Origin of the sequence: uncultured Nostoc sp., from assembly GCF_964245575.1 — a bacterium.
Classification (GTDB): Bacteria; Cyanobacteriota; Cyanobacteriia; order Cyanobacteriales; family Nostocaceae; genus Nostoc.
The window spans coordinates 1-23827 of sequence record NZ_CAXTNP010000109.1 but is presented as its reverse complement, the minus strand read 5'-3'; the positions used below and the strand labels follow the sequence as shown (position 1 = coordinate 23827).

The following is a 23827-nucleotide window of genomic DNA, read 5'->3' as shown; positions in this document are numbered from 1 at the left end:
CTTTTGACATAGCCTCTTTTGTCAGTTTAACTCCTAGGTCATAAGTTTCAGTGACTAGTTTAACGACAGGATGCTTCCGATTCCAGGTCATATTATGAGCAAAATTTAAAGCAGTTTCTACTTCATCTAAAATACTCCCGTTCCAATAATTTTCTAGTGCAGCCCAAGTCCGTTCGATAGGATTATATTTACTATGATACGGAGGGTAGTAAGCTAAACGTAAATTTAGTTGATATTTCTGAGAAAATTCAACTATGCGTTTCATAAATTGTGTACGCCGAGAGTTATTCTCTCCTCCATTATCTTGATTAATAAGCAGAGTTTTTATTTCTGCAAATCGCCAGCTTTCTGATTCCCAAAAATCGGCTAAAATATCAACTATAAAATCACTAGTTACTTTAGATTCTGTAAAATACAAAAATAGCTCATCAAGCTCTGGAAGAAAAATACCATAAGGAGCCACAGTTGTTTTTGGGTGAAAATCATGGTCATCAGTTTTCGTCGGTACTCGATTTTTACCACCACGGTCAAATGAGCCGATATTTACACGAGCTTTTGCATCTAGACTTAAGCGTAAAATACTCTTGTCATCTGAAGCTTCCTGATGAACTATAGCTAATTGCTCAAAGATTGCGTCAGTTTCAGGAATTTTTTTTGAGGTTGAATTTTCGCAACCCGTTTGAGGCGATACCCTAAATCATTTAGTTTTACACGAATTGTTTCTGAAGTTGGTAACTTTTCATCTGCATAGCCAAATTTCTCAATTAATTGATGTCTCACTTCAGCAGCCGAAAGCCGGGTGTAGAGCCTTTGACTTTTAAAGCTTGGATCTATCTGACTTTGGCCATCAACCAAATTTTTGATATCTGATAAAAGATTTGGCAGATGTGATTCTGCTTTATAACGTCCTCGACCTCGATAATTATCTACACAAGTAATACCACTAGTTAATTCTTTAATTCCTTTACTAATGGTGACACGATTCCATCCTAACTCTTGCTCTGCTTTCAACTGTCCTCCATGTCCTAATGCCGCAACTGTTTGTGCTATAAATTTACGCTTGGCCCCACCTTTTAATTGCTTGGCAGTTTCCTTCAACAAGTTTTTCAATGAATCCGTTAGTTCTATTGACACCTTAAACATCCCAAAATCTAATCATTATTAAATTTACTACAACTTGGGGTAGGAGAGGATGCCGTTGGCATCCTCTCCTACCCCCCTAACAATGATTATCATTCTTATAAACTGTATATTTTATTTTCTGGAAGTCCCTAGGACAACCTCAGCCCTTCGGCTTTGCCCAGGGCAAGCCTTTACCTATACCCACCAATTGTAAAGGTTGCAGATACTATCACGGTATCCCGTACAACGGTGTACTTTTCAATTGCGCTATTCACCCTCAAGGATGCTTTGGCGAACAATGCTTGGATTGGCAAGGCTTTCAAGAATCTATACAACTAGATCCAACTGAAAGAATTGTAAATATTCTTTTTCAGCCCGACGAAGACGAACCAACTGGACACGTCACTATATTCCGTTGCTTAGGCGACTGGCACGAGTCAGAATTAACAAAACCCTGCGAAGAAGCTACTTCTGTTGTCTCAATTGCTAGCCCTTTAGCTTGTCCAATAACTTCGGATCTAAAAATGGATAAGTATTGCGAAAAATCTGGATTTATTCGCACTTCAATCGGCATGAAAAAAAAGATATTTAGTAGTGAAGACCTTGTACAAACTTGATTGGCATTTTTATAAATTACAAAGGAGCAACAATTCTAGACATTAACTTTGGACAACCGCTCTCAAAAGAAAGAATCATCCATAACTCAAGCATTACGGCAAATACAACAGTTAAACTCCAAAATTGCTGTGTTAGAGCGGCAGCATCAAGATTATGTGCAGAAGCAACAGAATTTGATTCCAGCCATCGCTGAAATCTGTCTTTCTCCAATGCAGGAAGTACAGGCGCTGCGGATTCTCATACACCGGGGAGAAGCAGCCTGTCGGCCGTACTTGCGCTCGGTGTTGGTGAAGCAAAAGAAGACTTCAAAATGACCATACGGGAAATCATTTGCCCAGTTCATATAAAAGAGCCAAGCATAAATTAAAGCGATCGCCACCGGACAAAGAAGGCGATCGCTCCTGCCAGAAATGGCAGTTACCCCAAAACTTAACTTTTGAGCTAAAAGTATGAGCGCACAAACTGAAGAAATCGTAAGGATTCAGGTCAGAGGGTATTGACAAGTGTGACAGCCGAGGCGGATTATCACAATTATGGAAAAAGACCTGCCGAAGACAGTTAGACCGTGAAACCCTTGGACAGTTGGCGACCGAACAACTGGTGGATATCATTATCGAGCAGGCGATCGCGATAGAGACGCTAAACAAGAGAATTTTAGAACTAGAGCAATTCGTAGAAAAACTCAAGGTGAGTCGAGATTTAGATAGTTCTACATCATCAAAGCCCCCATCTGGAGATATCCTAAAAAAATCAGAAAACAAACAACACCAGAGTGATGGGGACAGCCAAGCTCCAAAACGGAAACCAGGAGGGCAACCAGGCCATCCGGGAAAAACGCGTAAGGGGTTTGGTCGAGTAGATCGGGTTGAGATTTTACGCCCCGAATTTTGTCATTGCTGTGGTCAGACGGACTTCGTTGGGGAGCCGATAAAAATCGAAACACAGCAAGTAGCGCAATTGGTTGAGTGCCCAATTGAAATAGTTGAGTATCATCGCCAAAATGAGTGTATGCGGCGAATGTGGAAATTTGCAAGCCGCAGATTGGTCTGGGGATATAGTTCCAGGACAAGACATGGGGATAAAACTACAAGCTTTTTTGGGATGGGTAAATAACTATGGGCATTTACCCTATGAAAAACTTTCAAGTTCTATTGTGGGAACTGGGAAAGATAGAAATCGGGGTGGGAACCTTAGTAACTACGAATGAAAGAATAGATGATGCAGTTGATCAAAGCGTTAATGAACTCAAAGATTGGATACAACAAACGCAGCCAGATATCCACTCGGATGAAACACCTTGGGTGATCAAAGGCGTAAAAGAATGGTTGTGGATTTTTGCTTCGACCAACTTTGCTTTGTTTCATGCCGCCGACACCCGAACAAGAGCAGAATTAGAAATCATCCTTGGCATGAGCTATGATGGTGTACTCAGTTCCGATGATTATTGCGTTTATAACGGTTACGACGTAAAAGCCCAACAGAAATGTTTAGCTTGATTTAGCCGCCATTTTAAGAAGCTGATCAAGCTTCCAGGCTTAAACAACCTTGAAATTGGGAATAAATTCGTCAATCTGATTGATGAAGCATTTAAAAACTACGGTTTATTCCAGAAAAATCAAAATATTCTAGAGTTCTTGAGTTGGGGTTCTCAGTTCAAAGCACTAGTTGAGTCATCCATAAATCAGTGGATTGGGAAAGCAGGGGGGGACGCTGGTAAGCTTTTACGATCGCTACGGGATAAAGCAGATCAATGGTGGTATTTTATAGACCATCCAGAGATCCCTCCGGATAATAACCTAGCTGAACGATCGCACAGGAGAGGCTGTAACCAAACGTAAAGTCAGTGGTGGCTCTGGCTCGATGGAGAGATTTAAACATACTGCCAATTTATTGACGGTCGTACAAACTTGTCGTCGTCAAGGGCGTTCTGTTATTAAATTTTTTGAGCAAGCTATAAAAGCGATGGTTCACTCTGGTGTACAAGCACCATCTTTAATTTCTTAAATTTAGACCTGAATCCTTACATATAATTCACCTCTCGCTCTTGTGAGCTTCCCGTTTAGGTGGTGATATGGAAGTAGTGGTCAATTTGTTAATCACTACTCCTTAGATAAAACAACTTATTTCAGTTTAGAAATTGTTGGGATTTCCGGTAAACACTATTGTGTTTATGTTGAAGGCGACGAAACATCCTTGTTTATACAATCTCATTTTGAGCTACTTTTTGAAAATAAATACATTAAAGCGATATGCATTGTTACCATAATTTGCAATATATTGATTTTCAATTTTTATATTAACAGGTTCATTAACTAAAAGTTGGTGAAAATAATTTTTATCGTAGTATAAATGTTCTAAAATTTGATACTGCTTGTTATATTCTTCTTCTCCAATTGTTTCTCGTCTTCTTTTCAAATCTTCTTCCTTTTCATAAAGGTTAGGAATGTCTAATATGCCAATGCCTTTTCTAGCCAATTTAAGCATTATTTTAATAACTTTGGCAGCATATTCATAATCATAAAAATATAAAAATACACCATTAGCAATTACAATATCAAATTGCTCTTCTCTATGAATATCAATAGCTTCACAAACTTTAAGATCAGCTTGAGGCATAGCTGAGAAAGCAATTTTAACTAGATTTTCAGCATAATCAATTCCTGCTACTTTGTGTCCTTTTTGATAAAAGGGATAGAGAAAAGCACCTGAACCACAGCCTACTTCAAAGATAGAATCTTGTGGTTCAATTTTTAACTTAGTAACTATGCGTTCAAGATACTCCATCCATGCTTCGGTTTGACTTAGCTGACCAAATGGTGAACTAAAGCCATCAATAGCAATTAACTGTTCTAAGATAGGTTTATCTGCTGAAGATATTTGTCTACTATTCCAAATTTTTTGCCAATTGTTTCTCATAATTATTTACCTACTAGTCTACAAAATACTTATATTTTCTTTGAAACTAGCTACAACTTCTCGAAAAGCTTTGAGAAAAATCTCATTATCAGCGATATTTCTAACAGCTAGTCTTAAATAGAATTTTTTACTACTAAAGCGACTAGATACATCTTTAACGTATATACCATGTGAGGACAATAATTTTTTGGTCAAGTTATCTTTAAAGCTTAGATCGTAGTCCAGACAAAGTAGTAAAAAATTTCCGCCACTAGGGTAAACTTGTTTAACGCCAGGAAGTGACTTAAGTTCCTTAGCAAATTGTTCGCGGTCTTCTTTAGTTTTTTGGAAAGATGTCTTTATCGCTTCTCGATGTTTCAGGATAATTTCCAAGAAGTATTCAGCTAATGAATTTATATTCCAAATGGGTATGTGGCTATGGAGATAAGCATTAAAAGCTTGATTAGCACTGTAAGCATAACCTAAGCGAATCCCTGGTACTCCTAGTATTTTACTTAAACTTACTAGTAAAATTACATTAGATAGTGGAGCGTTTTCCAGTAAAGGTAAAATACTTTCTTGGTCAGAAAAATGAATAAATGATTCGTCTAAAATCACTATCTTATCAGGATAAGTAGCAGCAAAATTATAGATCCATTTTGTTTCCAGTAAAGAACCAGTGGGGTTATTAGGGTTGACAAATACAATAAAATCACAGTTTTGAGCTTTTTCAAGAATTTCTCTAGTATTTATTCCTACTCGATCTGAGTATGTAATAGCTTTAGGAAAGATTCTACTATACTCACCGAATGTAGGACTAGGAAGCAAGCCTCTAAACTCAGCTAAGTATTGTTCTACAATCGGATAGACTTGGGAAACACCATTGAGAACAGTAACCTTTTCTTGCTGACAATAAAGATAGTTAGCAAGTTTATGGTCGAGAATAGTTTGGGTAGAACCATAGTTTTGAACTAGAGATACCAAGTTGTTTTTCATTTCAGATAAAACAGAACTGGTAGGAAAATACATATTACGGATAAAGCAATAATCAAGAATATTATAGTTCCAATAGCCTCCGTAGGAACTATCTAAAATAGTCTTCTGCTTAGATTTATCAAAGATAAAATGAGCAATTCTTAGATCGTTAGGATCGTCAATCTCTGCCCATTTTTCAGACTCACCTACAATTTCAACATAAATCTCTTCTTTTTGTAAATAAATAATTAATCCCACAATCATTTCATAGTAGCAATTATCATCAATGTTTTGAGCGTAGAATTGCAGCATTTTTCCAAAAGAACGATTGCAGAATTCCTGAGAAAAACGATAAATATTTAAAGTTTTATATTTGTCACTAAAATCAAAGTTAACGTCTTGGAGATGGGGAGGGATAACATTCGTGATGATTTTTCGTTTCGATATGGTAACTACCGTCCCATCCATACCACTTCTGTAGCGATCCACCAAAGCAACATTTTTATACGACGATTTCAATAAATGCTCAAGAATCGCAGGCTCAAAGATTAAGTCACATTCAATTAGGATAATATCTTTATCTATACACAAATTTTGTAAAGCTAAAGATAAGGAGTAAATATTGTTTGTTTCTCCATATCTTTCGTTATGAACGTAGTTAATAGCTAAATGGGGATAATTTTGTTCGAGATGCTGTTTGATTTCTGCAACCCGATAACCTGTCACAATGGTAATATCGGTGAGGTGATACTCAAGTATCCCGTCAATAATTCTTTGCAGAACTGTTTTCTCACCAATCTGCAATAGGGTTTTGTGAGTTTGGTAGGTAAGGGGGCGCATTCTCCTACCATATCCAGCCGCCAAAATGATTACTTTAAATTGACTCTTATCTGCTTTGATACTCTGAATCATTACTATTCAGCACTACCACTATTGGAACGAGCGTAAAGCAAAGCTGCGAGTAGTAAAGAATGCTTCTGCTGCGGGTTGAGTTCTTGAGCTTGCCTTAGCATCTTACGTATAACATTCAGCTCATTCTGAGGGGTGGTTTCATTCTTGATACCGCTATTCTTTAAAATGTGATAAGACACTCTCATACGCCCTGAGTATGTAATTTCAAGTTCCTCAGGTGGGATACTCATCCAGAAATCAGCATTTTGTTTTCTAGCCTTTTGTAATGCAGACACTATATCTGGATCTAAAGGGTTTCGTTTATATAACTCAATTAAGCTATATAAAACTTGTATATAGAGATCATAAATCACGTTCAAGTTGCGTTTTAGTGCTATTTCTGGTAGCTGTAACCAAGGGCCATCAATGAGATTTTTTGGTGAACTATAATGCCAGTTTGGATCTGGAATCTGCCAAAATTTTCCATATTCCCAACTTAAATATTTTTCCACATCATCAGGAACATTAAACTCATGTTCTTTAAATATAATTTTTTTAAATTTTGTCTTGGGGTAAACATATTTAACCATTTCATATTTAACCTCCTTTGAATTCTCAATTAATTCATATCTTTTCATCCAGCAGGTATACCATATATAATCTTTCTCTTCATAAGCAAAAAATAAATCGATGTTAAGATGTTTATAAACTGACAACAATAAACCTTCTGCTTGAGTTCCCCTTATTTTAACTTTAAACCCTTGCATGACAAAGGATTCAACAATTTTTTCAGTGTAATCTTTGGCAAATAATGCGAGATCAATATCTTTATCGTGTTTGATAAAATCATTTTCCCGATAATAACCCAAAAGCGTGCCATCTGTTAACCAAAAATGAATTCCTAATGTATCTAAAATTTTCTTTGTCTCAATTAAATCTAAGGTTGCTTGAGTATGATCCATAACTTTATTCTTTTTACTCTCTTAACTTTTAAATCAAAACTTAGTGATACCCTAATATACAGTACAGGAAAAGTGCATCTTAAACGCGATTGACAAGCGGATGAAGATACATCATCAGACTTGAAATTAATCCCATATAAATCGATTGCCTTATGAATACTATCATAAATGGGGTGATGAGTTCAGGGTAGGGAAACTAATCTGCCACAACCACTCGTAAATGCTGTTAATACCACGAGCTTGCCGATATTTATTTAAAACAAGCCGTGCTTTTTCACCTTGATAATGATGAATATAAAAATGAGCGAGGGTTAAGTATTTACTATAGAAACTTTGGTCAAGTAGCTTGAGCGGTAACTTCTTGAGAATTAGGTTGCGGCTAAAAGCTTTTTCTTTAACACGTATCTCATTAACTAACATCCGCTCTTTATTTGTTGACATACTGTTTACAGACTGGCGATAAAAAGCTACAGTTTTGTTCAAGAAATGAACAGAAAATTTTTCAATAATTCGCAGCCACAAATCGTAATCTTCACAAGAAGTTAATGTCTGATCGAACAAACCCACCTTATCTAAACATTCTCGACGAACCACCACAGTAGGCACTGGTATATAATCAACCATAAATAACATCCAACTCTTTAGGACACCAGGCGGGTGACTTCCTTTTGGCCATATTTTGGAAGTAAACACACAATTATCGTCAAAAAAGACTATATTTGAATAGACTAAACCAATATTTGGATTAGATTCAAAGCAGGGAATCTGTTTTTCCAGCTTATTTGGTATCCATAGGTCATCATCATCAACGAAGGCTATATATTGTCCCTGCGAAGCCATAATTCCTGTATTTCTAGCGGTAGCTAATCCTTTATTTTCTTGATCGATAACAGTAATTTTATCTTTGAATTTTGCTAAGACTTCTCTAGTATTGTCTGTGGAACCATCATTGACAACGATAATTTCATAATCAGTGTATGTTTGTGCTAACACACTCTCAATAGTTTCTGAAACTAGATCGGCCCGTTGGAAAGTAGGAATAATGACGCTAACATTTGGCATAGTTGCTTATATTAATTCTTCATAGAGTGCAAACATCTGTCGATAAGATTTTTATCATTCAATTTTGTTATGACTACACGTCTTGAGTTCTGCCTCTTGCTTGTTGAAGCTGAATTTGTGTTTGCTCTAATTCAAATTGTAGTTTTTAAAATTTTTGTTCCAAACTACGGATATTTATCCAATCTTGAAAAGCTCCGCTCATTTCAAAAGGTTTTATTTTTTCAACCCATGAAAAATCAGGATACTTTCCAAGTGGTATTTCCCTGGTATTAAGTTTCCTATAAATATAGGATGTCTCAGGAAAGCAAAAACCTACTAGGGTGGATCTATAAGTATCCGATACTTGATTTTTAAGTAAAGATTCATCATAAATATCTGAATTGGGAGTTCCTAGATTAAGTTGGAATTTTGCATTGATTGCATCTATAAAGGCTTGAGTATTCTCAGCGATGCTATAAACACTAGCTAAAAGGCAACGATTAGGAAATTTATCATAAAACTCTATGAGCTTTTAGTTATATTGTATCCACGTTAGTACTGGTATTTGTGGATATTTAAAATATATGCTCTCACCTCGACGGTAAAGGGAATCTATCACTTCCCACGGAGAGCGATAAATTAGTAAAAAATTAGCCTCTGGGAGTAAAGATTCCCAAAAATCTAAGAAAAGCGTAGTTCGAGGGTCTTTCCATCCCCAAATTGAAGTCTGTGAATTTTTGGCAATGATTTCTTTTGCTTTTTCTATATCCTGTTCCTCTACATTAATTTTTTTGTCTATAGTCCACTGTTTATCCTTTAATTTTTGTGACTTTAGAACCATTTTATGAAATTCAAGAAAGTCAATATTTTCAAAAAAACCTTTAACATTATCTGGTTCTGCTTCTAATAGTCTTTGACCAATATTTACCCCCGCACTTTGAAGTAAGGATGCAGTAAAAGATGTACCAGAACGATGCATTCCGGTTATCACCAAAACAGATTGTTTAATCTGGTTAGTTTGCATAAACTTAGCTAAGGTAATGAATTCTATTGCGAATTAAAGCTGGCAAAAAAACAAGGCTGTGCTATTTCGTGGTTTGAGAACTTCTCGTGAAAAGTCAACTTAGCACTACCTTGATAACCAGCTCTCGATTAAGTTGCAGCCTGCAATTAAACCCTGTTCGGCATTAATTTTCTCAGCAACTTCAACAGCCCGTCTTTTACAATCAGGTGTCAATACTTTTTTGTCTAAAACATTAGCAATTCTATCCGCTGTCAGCTTATCTGAATCCATAGCAGCTCCAACTCCTAATTTCTGTACCTGTAGAGCGTTAAAAAATTGATCGTAAGCTAAGGGTTCCACCAGCACAGGACAGCCATTACGCAACGATCGCGCGATCGTCCCAATCCCGCCATGAGTAATCACGGCGGCTGCACGAGAAAACAACCAATCGTGGGCTATAAAACCATTGGCAAATATGACATTATCCCGGTCGATGTCTGATGGTAAATGACTTTGATTAAAGTCTGCCCAGCCTTGGTGAATCAAAATTCGTCTACCCAATTTCGCCGCCGCCCGCACGTGAACTTCCACTATTTCTTGAGGATTTTCCACAGGTACACTACTATATGAAAGCGCTAAAGGTTTGGGTTCCTGCTCGACAAATTCTCTAATCTCTTGGCTAGGTTCGCCGTTGCTCCAATCTGAATCTTCATAAAACCAGAAACCTGTTTGATGTACTTGAGAATATTCTGGAGATAATTGACAAAAATAGGGACTAGCAGCCAAAATAAAGCGGTTTGAATTTTTTGTATCTAGCCAACTATCGAAATGAGGTGAACGTTTCCTTTCTGGCTGAGAAAAGCACTGATAAAATGGAGTCACACAAGAGCGAACCCAGCAAAGATTATGATTATCCGCTATTTCAGCTGCAAGCGAATCCTCCACAAAACAAGAAATCAACATATCTGCATCGGAACATGACTCTAACAGACGGTTCCTAGCATCCATTCTGTCATTCTTGTGTTTCACAAATTTTGTTTTGTCTGAGGACTGTCCCCTCAATAAGGACAATTGGTTCCATAGTTGGGCATCACGTCGCAGTTCTTCAGGGCCCATCCTTAAGCGACCGCTAGTAACAGCTTCCAATCCAGCTTTTAAAACATAGGAATGTACTGCCTCATTTACTACCATGCGTATTTTATGCCCTCTATTTTTCAGGGCTTTTGCAAGTTCAATATAAGGTAAGTTGTCTCCTAATGTACCGTAAGTTGTGATGACTATAGTACTCATGTGTAGGTAATGGTGAAGAGGATTAGTAATAAAATTAAATGATGCGATCACTCGGATCACAGATGAGGTGATGAATTGAGGGCAGGGAAACTCATCTGCCACAACCACTCATAGATGCTGTCAATACCACGGGCTTGCCGATATTTATTCAAAACAAGCCGTGCTTTTTCGCCCTGATAATGATGAATATAAAAATGAGCGAGGGTTAAGTATTTACTATAAAAACTTTGGTCAAGTAGCTTCAGTGGTAACTTCGTGAGATTTGGGTTGCGGCTGAAAGCTTTTTCTTTGATATGTATCTCATTAAGTAAAATCTGCTCTTTATTTTTTGACAAACTGTTTGTAGACGACAAGCGATAAAAACCTAAAGGCTTATTCAAGAAATGAACAGAAAATTTTTCAATAATTCGCAGCCACAAGTCGTAATCTTCACAATATTTCAACGTTTGGTCAAATAAACCTACCTCATCTAGACATTCTCGACGAACCATCACCGAAAGTATCGGTATAAAATTAAGTTCAAATAACATCCAATTTTTTAGCACACCAGGTGGGTGACTTCTTTTTGGCCATATATCGGCAGATACATGATAATCGTTAAAAAAGAGTATATTTGAATAGACTAAGCCAATATTTGGATTGGATTCAAAACAGGAAACTTGTTTTTCCAGCTTATTTGGTACCCATAGGTCATCATCATCAATAAAGGCTATATATTGTCCCTGCGAAGCCATAATTCCTGTATTTCGAGCTACAGATGGGCCTTTATTTTCTTGATGGATAACAGTAATCCGATTTCCAAATCTCGCTAAGACTTCTCTAGTATTGTCTGTGGAACCATCATTGACAACAATAATTTCATAGTCTGTGTATGTTTGTACTAACACACTCTCAATGGTTTCTGAAACTAGATTAGCCCGTTGGTAAGTGGGAATAATGACGCTAACATTTGACATGGATTGATTAACTCCTATTTATGGAAGCAGCTACGGAATTTTTATCCTCTACAAGTTTTTACAACCACCTCTTTAAATTGACTTATAATTTTCTTAATCATTTCTTGAATGAATTCTTACCTTCCATTAATTTATCAATTTCAGGCTCTATTGATTATTACTAGGAAGCCAATCTATTTCATTGGAAGATAAATCTAATCCAGAAATCGTAAACCCGTTTTTAATTAGCGCAATTTCTTGATTCGACAATTGCTCACACCACTTGTAAATCATGTCCTTTGATATTCTTCTTGTTTGATGATTATTTTTAACTAGCTTCTCAGAATAGCAATAATCGTGCATCATCTCTTCATAATTTTTAGGTATATCGAATTCTAGCGACTGGAATAGCTGCCTAAACTGTTCTTTTGGATCTAGAGCTACGTTCTTGTACAGAATGATTTTAGGCTCGCAACCGTTTTGGATTATGTCTAGTGCACGCTTCATTGTGGAACCGTAGGCATATCCAAATTTTTCCCATACGCTGGCATCGGGATCGCCAGTATCTACTTGAGTGTCCCGTGCCTTAAGCCATCCCTGGCGTGCAAAGCTTAAGGCAACAGCAGCAGGGTGACGTAAGAGAAAAAGAATCTTAGGGCAGTATTGTTGACAATAAAACCCTGTAGCTTTTGGATTAACTTCCTTGATTACAGCATATTGCAGGTTTATGAGGTACAGTAACAACAGTTTGTAAACCAGTTTTTTAAATGCTCTGGATTAATCAAATCAAGTGCAGTTGCGATGAGAACATCAACCATTTTTGAAGAGGTTGGAGAAAAGGAGCAGTAATATAGTGGGTGATTTGAAATGACTCATTATTATGATAGGAATTAGCCAAGAAATTGTGAGGAATATTTTTTTCTTTTTTTCGTATTTAAAAACAGTTGCTCTGTCCCATTGGGATAGGAACGTGTTCTTTCCATCCACCCTAGTTTTAATCAAACAATGACCCAGCAGCGATCTCGTTGCTAAGATACAAGCTTTAAAGAATCGTCCTTGGGCATTGTAATTCTCTTGCGGGGTGCTGTAGGCTTGAAATCGAAGGAGGAGACACCCAGCGCTTTCAAGGTAGCCTGCTCCAGCAGTGATGGGTTTTTTGAACTTAAGTTCAGCGGTTCCTTCAGACATACCTGCGAGTTCATCACATACACTGGCTCTTGGGAGTAGTTGTAGCCACCAGCGTGAACCATAAATCCATGCATCAGGTAGACATCGCCCATCTTACCGGTTAACTCAACGTACTCCTTACATGAAGCTGCTATCTCGTAGATAGGATAGCAAGGACGAAGGTGCTGCCACCCGTACACGCCTTCGGGATGGTCTGCTAAAAAGCGTGCAATCAGCGACACGCTCTCCGGTAAAATTATTGTTGCGCCGCCGCGCGATTCTATATCAGAGGCAAGTATTAGAGGGACGATGACCGTTTCCGGGCTATCCAGGAAGTTCAAGAAATAACCCCCGTCTCGATGCCACATAGACTCCGGGAGTTGCCATTCACGCGAATCGGGGTAGTATGAGTACTTGACAACGAAACGGTTCCACAAGTACTGTATTGACTTGATATCAACGCGATCTAGTCCACCGACGAGTTCTCCTATTGCCTTGCATACTCTCGGTGCCATATCAGGAAAGTAGTGAGCTTCAGTCGCCGCGAACTCAACGTATCGATCAACCCATGTTTCTCTATTGTGAGGATCGTAGCCTATACGCTCCCAAGTCTGCTCCCGCATTTTGGCAAGCAAGTCAAGATTTTTGATGCCTCCCTTAATTAAAACGTAGCCCTTTTCGACAAATTGCTGCTTTTGCTCTGGTGTTAACATAGTAACTCTTCTTGTTCTCTATTCTCGGTCAACGGAAAAATCAGGATTTAGTAAATTTAAAATATCTGCGAAGCTGATTTGTTCGCTACTGCTACTTCCTTACAAACTCGCTATCCGCTGTATCATAGCTGGGGTGATCAGTTGACAACCAGCTCTCGATTAAGTCGCAGGCTGCGATTAAACCCTGTTCGGCATTAATTTTCTCAGCAACTTCAACAGCCCGTCTTTTACAATCAGGTGTCAATACTTTTTTGTCTAAAACACTAGCAACTCTATCAGCTGTCAGCTTCTGTGAGTCCATAGCAGCTCCAACTCCTAATTTCTGCACCTGTAGGGCGTTAAAAAATTGATCGAAGGCTAAGGGTTCCACCAGCATAGGACAGCCATTACGCAACGATCGCGCGATCGTCCCGATCCCGCCATGAATGATCGCGGCAGCTGCACGAGAAAACAACCAATCATGGGCTATAAAACCATTGGCAAACATGACATTATCCCGGTCGATGTCTGATGGTAAATGACTTTGATTAAAGTCTGCCCAGCCTTGGTGAATCAAAATTCGTCTACCCAATTTCGCCGCCGCCCGCACGTGAACTTCCACTATTTCTTGAGGATTTTCCACAGGTACACTACTATATGAAAGCGCTAAAGGTTTGGGTTCCTGCTCGACAAATTCTCTAATCTCTTGGCTAGGTTCGCCGTTGCTCCAATCTGAATCTTCATAAAACCAGAAACCTGTTTGATGTACTTGAGAATATTCTGGAGGTAACTGGCAAAAAGGGGGACTGGCAGCCAAAATAAAGCGGTTTGAATTTTTTGTATCTAGCCAACTATCGTAATTAGGTCGATCTTTAATTTCTGGCTGAGAAAAGCACTGATAAAATGGAGCCACACAAGAGCGAACCCAACGGATATCATAAACCTCTGCTATTACAGCTGCAAGCGAATCCTCCCCAAAACCAGAAATCAACATATCTGTATCGTGACATGTATTTAACAGAGGTTTCAAACGAGCCATTATGTTATCGTTGTTTTTTAGAGATATTGTTTGGTCTGACGGCTGTCCCCTCAATAAACCCAATTGGTTCCATTGTTGTGCATTACGTCGCACTTCTTCAGGGCCCATCCTTAAGCGACCGCTAGCAACAGCTTCCAATCCAGCTTTTAAAACATAGGAATGTAGCGCCTCATTTACTACCATGCGTATTTTATGCCCTCTAGTTTTCAGGGCTTTTGCAAGTTCAATATAAGGTAAGTTGTCTCCTAATGTACCGTTACTTGTGATGACTATAGTACTCATGTGTAAGTAGTTGTGAAGAAGATTGAGTTTAAATGAATCATACTAATATGCGCTTGACGAGAATTTTTGCAAGGGTTAACAAAAACAACCTATCAATGCACTGTATTGAAATGATGTACATATTCGTGTTTGCGATCGCCGTTTGATTCTTTTACACTTTATTAAAGAAAAATTCGGGAATTTTCTCTGAAAGCAAGAGTTTTAAGTTTCTGGCAGTCGCCTTATATGATTAGCGATCGCTTATAAAGTACCAATAAAAATAAAGTTATAGTAGTTATATCGTTTCTATTTTAAGATACATGAAAAAACATCGATTACGCAATTTTTTTGAAGGTTTTGCTCCAAAGGGCGAAAGCGACGGCTGGGCATTTTATTTTTTATAAATCCCTAGTGTTCTGAGAGCATCCACTTTCGCAAGAAACACCTGGCGGTTGAAAATCGCGGCTATACAAACTAAACCTTTTTTTAGCAAGTGGTGTGGGATTAAAGGGAGTAAAAACTTGATTAAAATCACAGCCAACCACTTTTTAAACAACCTCTTAATAAACTTTCTATAACAAGCCTTTCAAGGTTGTAAAAAATCTGGACAATGCATAGAGAGGTTAGGAGTCGTCAAAATCTAATGTGCAGCTTCAAAGATAATTGCTATTAAATTCATTAGTGTTTGCGTTTAAACCAGGCGTATTTGCCTTAGCCTCTACGCCTAAACATCTGTGTCAAAAGCAGGGCAAACGCATCTTGTCAACAAGAACCTCTTAATGTCAATAAACCTCATAAAAATTGCATTAATGCCCGCTTATTGACAAGATTTTAAGCGATCGCCCTAACCTCTGAAAAACCAATCAAACAATAAATTCTTGTTCTTTCATTGATATATTAATTAAGGTTTTTGTCAAGACTAATTAAGATACGCTTGCCGTGGACTCAAAAGAGGCCTTCGGAAGATTTAGTGCGAACAAATCCCCGAATAATCCGGCTGCTATTATATGCAATTCTTCCTCTGATAGCTCACCATCTATTACTTCTTCGTTGGTGAGTTGTTCTTGTAGTTCTTCTTGTGAAGGATTCATGTTTATTTCCTCTTTTTCGATGTTAGTTGCTTTTGTTGTTTTAATTCTTTCGGAATTACTTACATACATTCTATATATAAGTAATATCAGGTTGATTCACACTTGTAAAGTCATTTTTCAAAACTTGATACTTTTCCTAATTTTCCTACTTTTCCTACTTTTCTGACTTTGTTTAATAACTGGAGTTTAGACTAGTTCCCGGTGCAAAACTCAGAAAGCTTATTCTATAAAGCCTAAAAACCTTGGCTGAGGTTGCTGGAAATAGCTTAAATCCATATCCTCATTTTTTGAAAATTTAGTTTCGCACCGGGAACTAGACTAGATAACCAATTGAAAGGAAAACCATTGCGTGGATACCAGAGGATTCAAACATTCTTGTTTCACCTCCTCTGAATATCCTTTTGGCGGATTATACACATCTATAAATTGGCGTTAGCGAAGCGGGGCGGAACGCACGTCGCAGTTAGTACAGATGTGATTTTGCTTACCTCTTCGCTTTCCATTCTTCCGGATTTCCGTAGACCCACAGTATGGACATTGCACAGTAGATAACCTCAATTCATCCCTCTATTATGCAACGCCGAGAGTTCTTGTACAAGTTCTTTCTCCTCTGCCCCTTCTTTCTCTTAAGCTTGTGAGAAATGCGGGTTATGCCATCTGCCGAGCCATCAACTGGGCAAATAATCCTTCAGTAGTTAGCAACTCTTGAAAAGTTCCTTGTTGCACAACACGGCCTGCTTGAAGTACGTAAATGCGGTGAGCGTTGCGAATGGTACTAAGCCGATGAGCAATAACGATTCTAGTGACTTGCAATTTATCCAAGCTTTGACTAACTATGGCTTGGGTTTTATTATCGAGCGCACTAGTGGCTTCATCAAACAGTAAAATCTTAGGTTTGAGTGCTAAAGCTCGTGCAATCAATAGCCGTTGTCGTTGTCCGCCAGAAAGATTACTACCGCCTTCACTCACAATTGTGTGCATCCCCATTGGCATGGCAGCGATATCATCTGCTAAACTCGCCATTCGAGCTGCTTCCCAAGCTTGGTCAATCGTCAGGGCTGTACCACTAGTAATGTTATTAAAAATAGAAGCTGACATCAACCGACTATTTTGCAGTACAACGCCTAATTGACGGCGTACAGCAAGAATATCCACAGAGGCTAAATCTTGTCCGTCATAGCAAACCCTGCCTAATTTGGGAAATTCAAACCCTAAAAGTAGTCTTAATAAAGTTGATTTCCCACTACCGGAAGGGCCAACAATCGCAATAAATTCTCCAGCTTGAGCTTGAATACTAACGTTATCTAATACTAAAGGACAATCATCACGGTAGCTAAAACTGACACGTTCTAGAGCTAATCTACCTGAAAGTTTTCCGGGATCTACTTGATTGAAGGTAATTTCTGATTCTTCAAGGAGAATTGGTTTAACTCGTTGCCACATAGGCAAGACTTGCAAAACTTCTACAACTATACTGCTGAGGCTAGTTACTCCATTTATAAAAGTGTTATAAGCAACATTAAATGCTAAGAAAGTACCAATAGATAAGCTAGGTTCTTTCGATACATGAGACTGTTCAATTAAGCTACCAGCAAACCAAAATAGAGCCGCAGTAGTTAAGGTAGGTAGTACTTTATTAATCGCAGCAAGATAATCTTGAATACCTTGCGTACTGAGCATTACTTTTAGTTGTTGGGTATACTGTTGACCCCAGTGAGCAAAAGCACGAGTTTCAGCCTTGGCGACTCTGAGTTTAGCTACTCCATTGATCAACTGTAAAACTACACCAAAGATTTCACCTTCATAGATTAATCCCGAACGAGCTTTACGGAGGATCGCAATACCAAAAATGATAGTCACAGCTGTATTTAGCAGTGCGACTGCACAAGCTAATAAAGCCAAGAAAATATTGTAGTACAACAATAATCCGAGATTGAGTAACGAAAATAAGCTAGAAAGGATTGATTTTAAGATTATGTTACCCAATTTTTTGTGAATTTGATTAATACCTGTGACTCTAGAATTTAAATCACCAACTGAAAAAGAGCGAAAAAAAGAAAGCTTGAGATTGAGTAATCGATCCCAAACTGCTGCTTGAGTAGAGGAAGTGGCAAAAGTTTCTAGCCTAATCGTAGCCAGCCCTTGAGTTAATTGAAACAACGTTATGCCTGCATCAGCAACCACTAATCCAAAAGCAACTTGACCTAGTAGAGCGCGATTTCCATCAGGAATAGCTTTGTCAATCAAGATAGCTGTAGCAAAAGGCGTGAGCATTCCCAGTAAAGTAACTGTAATTCCTGTCAAGAAAATTACAATTAACTCTCTATAATGTCGTTGGAAAGCAAACTGAAGTAAATTTAGAACATTGAGATGCTTCTCACTTAAAGGTCGATAAAATATGTAAGCATTTGGAATTAATGTTGCTGCTGTGCGAGCATTTACAAGGATAGAGGTTTGTTCGCTAGGCGTATAAAGTTGATAACGGTTATCAAATGTTGGTAACAATGCCACTGGCAACTTTGTCTTTTCGATATATGCCAATATCGGACCGTAATCTCGTCGCCACCAGTTGTCTGGCAACTTAATTTGCCGCACTCGGATACACGAAGCGCGAGCGATCGCCTCTACAGAGTCTTTGATTTCCTGGGAATCTTTGAAAGTTGCTGGGGGACGAATTTCAATTTCTAAAGCTTTACCTACAGCACCAGCTGCAACTAATAAAGCTTGCTGGCTCTGGGTTAAATAGAAATTTGTATTAAACGTTGAGCGATTAGTTACCTTGTCAGACTTTGGTTGCAGTACAGATGCCAATTCAGCTAATGTTTGTGTCATTAACTCACGCTCGAGGCGCTTCTTTGACTCTAATCTGAGTAATTCTGCATCTATCTTTTGTGTAGGATTTTTGATAGCATCTATCTCAGTTAAAGAAGTGGGAGAAATAGAGGAATCATCAGCAAAATTAGTTTCTGTTGTTGAGACAATACTAGATTCAAACCCCAGGTTTTGTTCGCTACGAATCAATTGTAAGTATAGACCTTCAATTTGCTGTAATTGCTCATGAGTTCCTTGTTGAACTATCTTTCCGCATTCGATAATAATAATTTCATCACAATCTCGAATAGTCGAAAGTCGGTGTGCGACAATGATGCAAGTACAACCACGCGCTTTCAGATTATCGCTGACTTGTTTTTCAGTCTTGGCATCTAAGGCACTGGTGGCTTCATCTAAAATCAGGATGCTGGGATGATTAACCAAGGCACGGGCAATTTCTAAGCGTTGTCGCTGACCACCACTGAGATTAGTAGCACCCTCTAACAAGTCTGCATTGTATCCTCCTGGTAGAGAGACAATTACATCATGAATTTCAGCATCTTGACAAGCTTGAACTAAATCTTGATTGGGTATAGTACTGTCCCAAAGTGTTAAGTTATCCTTAACACTGCCAGCAAAGAAAAAGATTTCTTGGTCTACGGCAGAGATGGAATTGACTAATACATCGCGCTCAATTTGTTCTCTAGGTTCGCCATCGAAGTAAATTTCTCCCTGCCAGGGTTTGTAAAGTCCACACAAAATTTTGGCAATAGTAGATTTACCACAACCACTAGCACCTACTAAAGCAACTCGCTGTCCTTTTTTGACACAGAGATTGAAATTCTTTATGTTCGGTGGAGCTATTTGATTATAGCCAAAGGTAACATTGCGTAATTCAACATCCCCTTGTAATTTCAGCTTAGGGACAGAGGTCTGCGGTAGAGGGCAAGAACTGGTCACAAAAGAGGACTTCCCCCCTGCTCGCCTGCTCGCCTGCTCCCCTGCTTCCTCTGCCTGCAACTGCGGGTCAATGGGGTTATTCAAAACATCATCAAGGCGATTAAGATTGCCTTCCATCTCTTGCAGGTCACTTCCTAAGTTAACCAGATTATTGACAGGCTCAAGAAATCTTTGCATCATGCCTTGGAAAGCAATTAACATGCCAATGCTCATGGCTCCATCCATGACTCGCAAACCGCCGATAGTTAACATGAGCATAGATGCACTAGCTGAGAGAAATGTTGGTAAAATTCCTAGTGTTTGGTTAGTTACTTCTAATTGTTGACGTATATTGATCGCTTTGGTGTAGTGACCTACCCATTTCGAGAAAAAATCTGACTCTAATCCAGATGCTTTGAGCGTCTCTATACTTTGAAGACCAGAAATCGCTATGCCCTGGACTTTTCCTTCCTCTTGTATCATTTTAGTACTAGTATCTGTGCGATGCCTTCTTATCCATTGCAAAGTAACTAGGTTTGCACCGACAAAGGCGATCGCGATTGAAGTTAGTAATACGTCGTATTGCAGCATAACTATTACATATAGAAATATAGAGGCTGCGGCGATCGCACTAGTAGCTAACTTCCCGGAAAGCAAGTTTGCAATACTATCGTTGAGTTGTATGCGACTACTAATTTCTCCTGCAAATCGCTGATTGTAAAAACTGATGCTTAAACGTAAAATATGCCAGATAAATTTACTTTTCATGCTCGCGGACAGCTTGACTTTTAACTGACGCAGAAATTGCAACTGCAACAGTGTTAAAAATCCATTGAGTCCAGCTGTGAAAATCATCCCTAAAATGAGCGGACGTAACCACTCATTTTTACCTCCAATTAACACATGATCCACAAAAACTTGAGAAAATGCAGGTATGGCTAATCCCGGAATGACTTGCAAAAAACCTGCCAGCACACAGTAAACCATCGCACCAACAGATCCTTGCAAACGCGACCATAAACTCAAAATCGTGCTGGGTTTGCGTCCGCCTTTTTGAAAACCCAAACCAGGTTCTAAAACAAGCACAACACCTGTGTAAGAGTCACTAAATTGTTTCCAAGAGACACTACGCCGTCCACTAGCCGGATCGTTGAGATAAACTCGTTCCTTGCTTAAACCTTCTACGACTAATAAGTGGTTAAAGTTCCAAAATACAATGCAAGGAAGTTTGAGATACCATAGTGCAGTTAAGTCTTTCTTGTAGCCCTTAGCGCTGAGTCCATAGATTTTGGCTGCCTTGACAACGTTAAGAGCATTAACACCATCCCGTGATACTCCACAAGCTTGTCTAAGTTCTGCTAGCGGGACAATGCGACCGTAGTACGCCAAAATAATCCCCAAGGCAGCTGCCCCACATTCTGCTACCTCCATTTGCAGTACAGTCGGAGTATGATACTGCTTGCTTTTACGCCTGATTAGTTTCTGGAGATTTTGCCACCACATCATATCTAGTTAATGCCACTCCAGGATTTTAACAGCGGTAGGACGAAAGTAATTGGGGCGCGTTCTTCGACGGTGACTTGTACAGTAGTGGTGGTTCCAGATGTAACCTGCAACTGTGGTCCTTGGGAAGAAGACCATTTATAGCCGCTAAAGGTTGAAGTGTCTGGTTGCAGTCGGGTAGTAACTTGGATTTGTGGGTCTTGCGACATTAAACCTTGCACAAATTCCGAATTGCCTACAACACTTAATGCACTTTCTTTAGTCACGGGAAAGGCTGAAACATCGGTAACTGTACCCTGTATGCCACCAAAGCGTTCTCTTTTTACTGTAGTAGGTGTAACTTGTGATTTCATTCCTGGTTGAATTTGTTTACCATCGCCAACCGGAAAAAATGCCACGCTCACTCTTGAAGATACTTGCTGTTGTGCAGCGATCGCTCCTATGGGTGTACCCTGTAAAACAACCTGTCCAGGTGTGGCCGAGATTTCTAAAACCCGTCCTGAGTAACTGCTTTTTATCAGGCTATTATTCGTCAGTTGCAGTGCCAATTGAGCAATATTGCGCTGGACTTCTTGAATTTCATTTTTGCGCTTAGTTACAGTTTCTAAGTCTTGTTGATCTGAAAGTGCTTGTTGGCTATCTAGTCGTTTCAGTTGTGCTTGCAAATCTTTAATTGAGTTCAAATTCTCCAGATATTGCCGTTGGGCATCTGCTTCTTTCACGTCTAGTTGTTTGAGTTGTGATTCGGCTTCATTAATTTGGGTGACAGCATTTAAGTAGTCTTGCTGCGCTTGTAATACTGTATCACCAGCAATTGCTCCTTGTTGCAAAAGTTGCTGGCGGTTGTTTAATCTTTGTTTAAAAGTAGGCAGCAGTTCTCGCAGTGCTTTGAGGCGTTGTTTTTGGTTGGCGCGATCGCGCCCAATTGAGTCTAGCCCTTTGTCCTTTAAAATTGGCGTCAGCTTCTGTACTGCTTGGAGACTTTGCTGCAAACTTTGGCGTTGCTGTGCAATTACCTGTTTGTCTGCATATTGCCGCTGTCGTTGCAAAGAACTAGCTTGGAGATCCTGTGCTTGCAGTTGCTCTAATTTAGTGCGTAGTAATTGTAGCTGTTTAAAGAGTTCGCTTTCGTCTAATGTCGCCAGTACATCTCCCTTGTTAACAAAGTCACCAACACGAACGTTTACTGTTCGCAATTTTCCAGCAACAGAAGACTGAAACGACGTAACCGTGCTGGGATAAACTATTATTCCAGTACCTGTGACTGTAATTGGGATTCGACCTAAGATACTCCAAGTTAGCCCTGCCACTACTAATGAACCAACAGCAACTAAAGGTAGCCACTTTTGTGGGTTGACTACCTGCATGATCTGGTCTAATTCTTCTGGAGAAGAAGCACGTTCTAAAGCTTCTTTGCGAAACAAATTGTTTTTATTCTTAAGGTTATTCACAAAATACTATTAGTATATAAATTCCTAACTTGTTGTTATTGACATAAATAAATATGTTATAGTCGAAGAAACAATTAACTTAATTTGCTAGTTACAAAAATATCGGTTCTCTTCTTCAATACTTCGCCAATTTCCGAGTAGTAACATAGAGAAGAACCTGGATTATGCATGTGTTTTTTTGCTATCAAACAAAAAACTGAGGCAATAAAATTTTGTATGGCTTTTGTGAAAGTAATTTTTACTGTCCTCTATGTCTGGTGAGGGTTTTACGTTTTGCCTAATACTCTTTAGTGCGCTTGTCGGGCGACTGTTTCGCCAAAAGCTAAATTAAACCACGTCTAGCTTGAAAACTATAGTTTTTTTGAATCAGGGTAAAGTTCAAAACTCAAGCCACGACCGAATAATACACTCAGCTTATAAAACTCCAGGTTTCAAAATGGACGGGGTTTACCTCTGTTTTTGGCAAAGGTATTGCTTTTTCAGAACTTTCTCTTACTGATGGTGTGATTTTCATATTAACTTGTGTAATTTTATCGTGAATAGGTGCTAAACACTAAATTACAGCTTCTCAACAGTATAGTCCAGGATTACTACAAAACATCCTACTTTTCCCACTTCACCGAAATAGTAATAATGTAGCTAAACATACATCTACTCTCCTAGCAGGAAAAATACTAGGTCTAATTCAATACCTTAGCCAAAATAAGAGGATGAAGAGAGAGGTCCGGTGTAATAGAGTTATTGTCTTCGCATAAATTTCCAAGCTTGAGTGCGATCACAAACTTTGAAGAGATAGGACTGCGGTAGTAGAGTTATTGTCTCTCACAACGACAACTCAAACACTACAAGCAGCCCATGCCCGATATCTTATCACTATTACAATGCCTGCTACCGCAGATCAACGCGACAACCATGCGGCAATTTAACCAAATAATCCTGTCCATGTTAGCGATGAGCGGGCGAGTCACGATGCCCTTGAATCTCTCGTTGGGCAGGCGTTGGTGGTAGTTATCGGACGATGCCCTTGATTCTTTCATAGAGTAATCACCCAAGTTGCTAGTTATGCTTGCAGGTGTTTAGATGGCATTGCATAAATAATAAAATCCCCTCCAGAGGAAAAATTGGGAGGGGTAATGCTAAA

The 23827-nt window shown here is 38.9% G+C and carries 16 protein-coding genes and 5 pseudogenes; 4 read left to right on the top strand and 17 right to left on the bottom strand.

The window, feature by feature from the left end:
- A pseudogene (locus tag ACFFAP_RS18330) lies at nucleotides 1–1143 on the bottom strand (ISAzo13 family transposase); the annotation flags it as partial.
- Between the two features lie 281 nt (nucleotides 1144–1424).
- Here ACFFAP_RS18330 and ACFFAP_RS18325 point away from each other — a divergent pair.
- The gene (locus tag ACFFAP_RS18325; RefSeq protein ID WP_375512540.1) at nucleotides 1425–1739 is read left to right on the top strand and encodes a hypothetical protein; all 315 of its coding nucleotides are present in this window, start codon (nucleotides 1425–1427) and stop codon (nucleotides 1737–1739) included.
- Nucleotides 1740–1787: 48 nt separating this feature from the next.
- Nucleotides 1788–2054, top strand: a complete 267-nt coding sequence (locus ACFFAP_RS18320) for a hypothetical protein (RefSeq protein WP_375512539.1) — start codon at nucleotides 1788–1790, stop codon at nucleotides 2052–2054.
- Between the two features lie 12 nt (nucleotides 2055–2066).
- Here ACFFAP_RS18320 and ACFFAP_RS18315 read toward each other — a convergent pair whose 3' ends face one another.
- Nucleotides 2067–2243: a hypothetical protein gene (locus ACFFAP_RS18315; protein WP_375512538.1), complete on the bottom strand. Its 177-nt coding sequence runs from the start codon at nucleotides 2241–2243 to the stop codon at nucleotides 2067–2069.
- Between ACFFAP_RS18315 and ACFFAP_RS18310 the strand changes: the two are divergent.
- Nucleotides 2236–3744: pseudogene (locus tag ACFFAP_RS18310) on the top strand (IS66 family transposase). The gene ACFFAP_RS18315 and the pseudogene ACFFAP_RS18310 sit on opposite strands and share 8 nt — an antisense overlap.
- 213 nt (nucleotides 3745–3957) lie before the next feature.
- Here the strand turns inward: ACFFAP_RS18310 and ACFFAP_RS18305 are convergent.
- The 15 genes and pseudogenes from ACFFAP_RS18305 to ACFFAP_RS18235 form a co-directional block, all read right to left on the bottom strand.
- Nucleotides 3958–4656 carry a class I SAM-dependent methyltransferase gene (locus tag ACFFAP_RS18305; RefSeq protein WP_375512537.1) on the bottom strand — a complete coding sequence of 233 codons (699 nt, stop codon included), beginning with the start codon at nucleotides 4654–4656 and terminating at the stop codon, nucleotides 3958–3960.
- Nucleotides 4657–4674: 18 nt separating this feature from the next.
- A complete protein-coding gene (locus ACFFAP_RS18300; RefSeq protein ID WP_375512536.1) occupies nucleotides 4675–6522 on the bottom strand; it encodes an aminotransferase class I/II-fold pyridoxal phosphate-dependent enzyme in 1848 nt (615 codons plus the stop codon).
- Between the two features lie 2 nt (nucleotides 6523–6524).
- Nucleotides 6525–7463, bottom strand: a complete 939-nt coding sequence (locus ACFFAP_RS18295; protein WP_375512535.1) for a LicD family protein — start codon at nucleotides 7461–7463, stop codon at nucleotides 6525–6527.
- A gap of 162 nt (nucleotides 7464–7625) precedes the next feature.
- The gene (locus ACFFAP_RS18290) at nucleotides 7626–8525 is read right to left on the bottom strand and encodes a glycosyltransferase family 2 protein (protein ID WP_375512534.1); all 900 of its coding nucleotides are present in this window, start codon (nucleotides 8523–8525) and stop codon (nucleotides 7626–7628) included.
- A gap of 511 nt (nucleotides 8526–9036) precedes the next feature.
- A complete protein-coding gene (locus ACFFAP_RS18285) occupies nucleotides 9037–9528 on the bottom strand; it encodes a sulfotransferase family protein (RefSeq protein WP_375512533.1) in 492 nt (163 codons plus the stop codon).
- A gap of 105 nt (nucleotides 9529–9633) precedes the next feature.
- Nucleotides 9634–10797, bottom strand: coding sequence for a glycosyltransferase (locus ACFFAP_RS18280; protein ID WP_375512532.1), 1164 nt, complete (start codon nucleotides 10795–10797; stop codon nucleotides 9634–9636).
- A 56-nt stretch (nucleotides 10798–10853) separates the two neighbouring features.
- On the bottom strand, nucleotides 10854–11753 hold the full coding sequence (locus tag ACFFAP_RS18275; protein ID WP_375512531.1) for a glycosyltransferase family 2 protein: 900 nt from the start codon (nucleotides 11751–11753) through the stop codon (nucleotides 10854–10856).
- 147 nt (nucleotides 11754–11900) lie between these two features.
- Entirely contained in the window at nucleotides 11901–12476 is a 576-nt protein-coding gene (locus ACFFAP_RS18270) for a hypothetical protein (RefSeq protein ID WP_375512530.1), read from the bottom strand.
- Nucleotides 12477–12760: 284 nt separating this feature from the next.
- Nucleotides 12761–13612, bottom strand: a complete 852-nt coding sequence (locus tag ACFFAP_RS18265) for a hypothetical protein (protein ID WP_375512529.1) — start codon at nucleotides 13610–13612, stop codon at nucleotides 12761–12763.
- Between the two features lie 91 nt (nucleotides 13613–13703).
- Nucleotides 13704–14912 (bottom strand): glycosyltransferase, encoded by a 1209-nt coding sequence (locus ACFFAP_RS18260; RefSeq protein WP_375512528.1) that lies wholly within the window; start codon nucleotides 14910–14912, stop codon nucleotides 13704–13706.
- Between the two features lie 902 nt (nucleotides 14913–15814).
- On the bottom strand, nucleotides 15815–15982 hold the full coding sequence (locus ACFFAP_RS18255) for a hypothetical protein (RefSeq protein WP_375512527.1): 168 nt from the start codon (nucleotides 15980–15982) through the stop codon (nucleotides 15815–15817).
- A gap of 339 nt (nucleotides 15983–16321) precedes the next feature.
- A pseudogene (locus ACFFAP_RS18250) lies at nucleotides 16322–16525 on the bottom strand (hypothetical protein); the annotation flags it as partial.
- Between the two features lie 105 nt (nucleotides 16526–16630).
- Nucleotides 16631–18814, bottom strand: coding sequence for an NHLP bacteriocin export ABC transporter permease/ATPase subunit (locus ACFFAP_RS18245; protein WP_375512541.1), 2184 nt, complete (start codon nucleotides 18812–18814; stop codon nucleotides 16631–16633).
- Between the two features lie 174 nt (nucleotides 18815–18988).
- Nucleotides 18989–21235, bottom strand: a pseudogene (locus ACFFAP_RS18240) (NHLP family bacteriocin export ABC transporter peptidase/permease/ATPase subunit); the annotation flags it as partial.
- A 5-nt stretch (nucleotides 21236–21240) separates the two neighbouring features.
- Nucleotides 21241–22686: an NHLP bacteriocin system secretion protein gene (locus ACFFAP_RS18235; RefSeq protein ID WP_375512526.1), complete on the bottom strand. Its 1446-nt coding sequence runs from the start codon at nucleotides 22684–22686 to the stop codon at nucleotides 21241–21243.
- A gap of 855 nt (nucleotides 22687–23541) precedes the next feature.
- Here ACFFAP_RS18235 and ACFFAP_RS18230 point away from each other — a divergent pair.
- Nucleotides 23542–23707, top strand: a pseudogene (locus ACFFAP_RS18230) (IS4 family transposase); the annotation flags it as partial.
- Between the last annotated feature and the right edge of the window lie 120 nt (nucleotides 23708–23827).

What these genes read in the sequence shown, in the direction of transcription:
- ACFFAP_RS18305 (WP_375512537.1), bottom strand. Translation starts at nt 4,656, where the DNA reads ATGAGAAACAATTGGCAAAAAATTTGGAATAGTAGACAAATATCTTCA.
- ACFFAP_RS18300 (WP_375512536.1), bottom strand. Translation starts at nt 6,522, where the DNA reads ATGATTCAGAGTATCAAAGCAGATAAGAGTCAATTTAAAGTAATCATT.
- ACFFAP_RS18295 (WP_375512535.1), bottom strand. Translation starts at nt 7,463, where the DNA reads ATGGATCATACTCAAGCAACCTTAGATTTAATTGAGACAAAGAAAATT.
- ACFFAP_RS18290 (WP_375512534.1), bottom strand. Translation starts at nt 8,525, where the DNA reads ATGCCAAATGTTAGCGTCATTATTCCTACTTTCCAACGGGCCGATCTA.
- ACFFAP_RS18285 (WP_375512533.1), bottom strand. Translation starts at nt 9,528, where the DNA reads ATGCAAACTAACCAGATTAAACAATCTGTTTTGGTGATAACCGGAATG.
- ACFFAP_RS18280 (WP_375512532.1), bottom strand. Translation starts at nt 10,797, where the DNA reads ATGAGTACTATAGTCATCACAACTTACGGTACATTAGGAGACAACTTA.
- ACFFAP_RS18275 (WP_375512531.1), bottom strand. Translation starts at nt 11,753, where the DNA reads ATGTCAAATGTTAGCGTCATTATTCCCACTTACCAACGGGCTAATCTA.
- ACFFAP_RS18265 (WP_375512529.1), bottom strand. Translation starts at nt 13,612, where the DNA reads ATGTTAACACCAGAGCAAAAGCAGCAATTTGTCGAAAAGGGCTACGTT.
- ACFFAP_RS18260 (WP_375512528.1), bottom strand. Translation starts at nt 14,912, where the DNA reads ATGAGTACTATAGTCATCACAAGTAACGGTACATTAGGAGACAACTTA.
- ACFFAP_RS18255 (WP_375512527.1), bottom strand. Translation starts at nt 15,982, where the DNA reads ATGAATCCTTCACAAGAAGAACTACAAGAACAACTCACCAACGAAGAA.
- ACFFAP_RS18245 (WP_375512541.1), bottom strand. Translation starts at nt 18,814, where the DNA reads ATGACACAAACATTAGCTGAATTGGCATCTGTACTGCAACCAAAGTCT.